This is a genomic window from Neptunicoccus sediminis, assembly GCF_001719615.1.
Taxonomy (GTDB): domain Bacteria; phylum Pseudomonadota; class Alphaproteobacteria; order Rhodobacterales; family Rhodobacteraceae; genus Amylibacter; species Amylibacter sediminis.
The window spans coordinates 1-3,597 of the sequence record NZ_MDVX01000068.1; the positions used below are offsets into that span (position 1 = coordinate 1).

The following is a 3,597-nucleotide window of genomic DNA, read 5'->3' on the forward strand; positions in this document are numbered from 1 at the left end:
CGGGGTTCGAGAACAATGAGGGCGGCTATGGCACGCTGACTTGGGACATTGCAGCAGACAGCATCACGCTCGATCACGCGGACCGCTATGTCGAATGCTCGCACAGCTATGACGAGGGTCTTTGAGATGGCCCATCCGCTTCATCATGCCGAAAGCTCCGCCCGGAAATTCGGCGGGGTGCCGTCTGACTATCAGTCCATACATGACTGGTTCGATGCCTCGAAAGAGCACCTCGCGCTCTTCACGCACCGAGCCATGCGCCACCATGCCCAAGGCCTGTTCGAGGCCGAACGTGTCTTCGGCCTGACCCTGACCAATAGCGCTGGTCGAGAACTCCCCGTGCGCTGGATCGGCGAGCAGCATGTCCGTGAGGACTGCCAGGGCCGCATTCCGAGCATGGCGGACTGGCTGCGACGGATACAGCCTGAGCCATGGATGGCCAATGGCCACATCGACCGGCATTCCGGCGATGAGCCCTGCGGCGACCCAAGGGTTGCCTGGGCCTCCGAGGTCGCCGCCGGAAGAACGGTTCTTGGCCTGAAGGATTGGATGGCGGCGCGCGCGACGCAATCCACGCAAAGCGCCTGACAGCTCTCGGCCGTTTGCCAAACGAATACTGCATGGAAGCCCGGTTGGAAGATCGGGCTTCTTGCGTCGTTTCCCCACCATTCTTCGTAAGGAGGACCCCATGACACTCGATGAAATCAAGGCCGCCGTCGATGCCGGCCAGACCGTGCATTGGGCCAATACCGGCTACGTTGTCCACAAGGACCGGCTCGGTCAGTACCTCATCACCTATGTGTCGAATGGTAGCTGCATCGGTCTGACCGACCGGGGCGGGCACCGGTTGAACGGAAAAGAGGCGGAGTTCTTCATCGCGCGATCGAAGGACAGCGCGGAAAATCCGGGCAGCCAATCAAGACCAGACGGGAAGGGGAGGGGCGTAGCACCCGGAGGCGTGGGTGCATTCCCACTCGGACGGCAGATCTGACCCGTGGGCGGGGCTGAAAGGAAAGCAGGCTTTCTGATTTGTGATCCCTCAAGGGGTCGAGAAAGCAATCCCGGATGCGCTGGCAAGGACGTCAGACACCGGCCAATCCAAAAGGAACCATCCCATGTTCGCAGGAACCCTCACCCGCAATGTCGAGACCGCAGCCGCTCAGTACACCGGCATGATCCACTCGACACGCTTTGACATCGCCATCCAGCTTGAAACCCGCCCGAAGATGTCCGAGCGCAGCCCGGATTTTGACGTGACGGCAGTCAACAAATCAGGCCGCAAGGTGCGCATCGGTACGGCCTGGAACGAGACCGGCAATACCAGCGGCAACCCCTACATCTCGATGCAGATCGATGTCGGCTTGGGCCCCTTCCGGGTCAACGCGGTGCAGACGAAAGAGGCGCGCGCGGCCCAAAGCGGCGAATTCGAGATCATCCCGCTGGTCTCGAACGGCCTGATGAAATCCGGCTCGATCTCGGGCGAGCTCACCGCCATGAACGCTGACAACGCCTTCACCGGCTACATCGCCAACATGATGTTCGATCTGGAGTTCATGCTGATCGAGAACAGCTACAAATCCGAGGAGACCCACCCCGATTACCGGATCGAGGTCAGCTCGCCCCGGGGCACACCGATCCGCGTCGGCTCGGCGTGGATGGCCAAAAGCAACCGCACGGGCAATGACTACCTGTCGCTGCTGATCAACACGCCCGATGGCGACCTGCGCGTCAACGCCGTGCAGAACGAAGAACAGCGCGGCGGGCAGACCTTCTCGATCATCCCGTTCATCGACAGCGGTGAACAGCCGCAGGACGCAGGCGCGGGGCTGTCGCTGGTCGCGTGATCGGACGACAAACCTCAACACTGGAAGGGCATGGGGATCCGCGGGAACGCGGTTCCCCTTTTTCCATGTCCGTTTACGTGGAGGACGCCACCCGCTTGCGATCAGGTGTAGATGTGATACGATAATATATTATCGAAACATCGAGGGCGGGCGCGTGGCGGCTAGACCAGGGACGGTTCTATGGTTTGACAACTTTGATCTTGAGGCAGAGGTTGCAGATCTCCTCGCCCATATCGAGCGCTGCACCGGATTTGCGCTACCCGCCCGACAGCGTGATGTCATCATGTCATTTGCCAAATCGAAGTTCGAAAAGACCAGGCAGGGATATCTGGAGGCCAAGGCGGCAGGAAAGCCGGTGTCCACATCGCGCCGCGCTTATCTGACCGACTTGCAGGACACGGTCTTCATGGCGATCCCGGAAGATAACCTCGCGCTGATGCCGCTAAGCGAACAGGTCCTGAACGACCCTTCATTTTACGCGGACGCCATGCACAGTGCCGCTGCGATCAGCGAGGATGAGCTTTTCATGGCGCTGTCCTCATCGCTGAAAGACATGACAGTCCAAGACGCCCGGGCCTTCGTCTCGAAGCTTTGGCACGGCACGATCGATGACAATGCCCGCAAATACGCCGAAGCCCTGAAGCGCCCCGAGCGTGAAATCATGCCCCTAAGGCATGGCAACACGGTGTAAGATCGAAGCGATTCTCTTGGCTTGAGCCGTACCGAGGTTGGCGGCCCTGAACTCCGTTGCAGGCGACGGCATCCAGTGCAGCGCGCGAAAGCCGTTGAAGGTGCTGTGGGGACGTCTACTGTCGCCAACATGATGAACTGGGATCACGTGCGCGTCTTCTTTCGGCGCGCCGCGGCGCTTGTCGCCTTTGTCGCGCTGCTTTGGGCGGTCCAGGTCATCAATTGGATCATCGGGTACGGTTTGAACCCGGCCTTCGGGCTGATCCCCCGATATCTCGGCGGGTTGGATGGTGTCATCGCTATGCCCCTCCTGCATGGGAGCTTCGCGCACCTTATGGCCAATACGCCGCTGCTATTGGTTATGGGCGGGCTTCTGGTGGCCACGACCACGCGGGCCTTGCTGGCCGTGAACGCCATGGTGATCGGCCTCGGCGGCGGTCTCGTGTGGCTGTTCGGCGGTTCGGCCATCCATATCGGTGCGTCAGGGTTGGTCTTCGGCTGGTTCGGCTTCCTCGTGACGCGCGGTCTTGTGGATCGCTCCCCGATCACGCTGGGCGCGGCACTGGTGGTTGGTGTCCTCTACGGCTCCATCCTATGGGGCGTTCTTCCGGGCCAACCCGGCGTCTCGTGGGAGGCGCATCTCTTCGGCGCCATCGCGGGCGCGGTCGCTGCAGTCCTTGTCCGGACGCATGTCCATGCGCCGCGCCTCGGCGGCGTCGATCTGGAATGAAACAGTGCAATCGGCCCAGAGCGGACGGTCAGTTCGGTATTGGGCTGCGCGACGGCATTCCTTGGAGCTGCCACTCAGAATAGCGGCCGTGCAATGTGGAGGCGAGAGGCGGCGACATCTGAAAAGTAGTTTTGCCGCCGGTATGGTGCCATCGACTACATCTCGATCCAGAGATGATCGATTAAGATCGGCTCGAGCCCGGAAACGCGATTGTGTGTTGATTTCCGTTGAGAAGTGACCCGGTATTTTCACCGAGATTTGACCCACCCTTGTTTATGTCTCAGCGGTCATGTTGTGGTCAATGCTGGCATCTCCTTTCTTGTTTTCTTTGCC

At 60.5% G+C, this 3,597-nt stretch carries 6 protein-coding genes; all 6 read left to right on the forward strand.

Annotated features, from left to right (window positions below; translation table 11 throughout):
• Positions 1-125 (forward strand): DUF6878 family protein (locus BFV97_RS19225; protein WP_342672154.1); only part of this gene is annotated, 125 nt, incomplete at its 5' end.
• Between the two features lies 1 nt (position 126).
• On the forward strand, positions 127-588 hold the full coding sequence (locus BFV97_RS18275) for a DUF6915 family protein (protein ID WP_069301781.1): 462 nt from the start codon (positions 127-129) through the stop codon (positions 586-588).
• 100 nt (positions 589-688) lie between these two features.
• Entirely contained in the window at positions 689-991 is a 303-nt protein-coding gene (locus BFV97_RS18280; protein WP_069301782.1) for a hypothetical protein, read from the forward strand.
• A 124-nt stretch (positions 992-1,115) separates the two neighbouring features.
• Positions 1,116-1,844 (forward strand): DUF736 family protein, encoded by a 729-nt coding sequence (locus BFV97_RS18285; protein WP_069301783.1) that lies wholly within the window; start codon positions 1,116-1,118, stop codon positions 1,842-1,844.
• A gap of 154 nt (positions 1,845-1,998) precedes the next feature.
• Positions 1,999-2,535: a hypothetical protein gene (locus BFV97_RS18290; RefSeq protein WP_245667837.1), complete on the forward strand. Its 537-nt coding sequence runs from the start codon at positions 1,999-2,001 to the stop codon at positions 2,533-2,535.
• Between the two features lie 129 nt (positions 2,536-2,664).
• A complete protein-coding gene (locus BFV97_RS18295; RefSeq protein WP_069301785.1) occupies positions 2,665-3,264 on the forward strand; it encodes a rhomboid family intramembrane serine protease in 600 nt (199 codons plus the stop codon).
• Positions 3,265-3,597 lie beyond the last annotated feature (333 nt).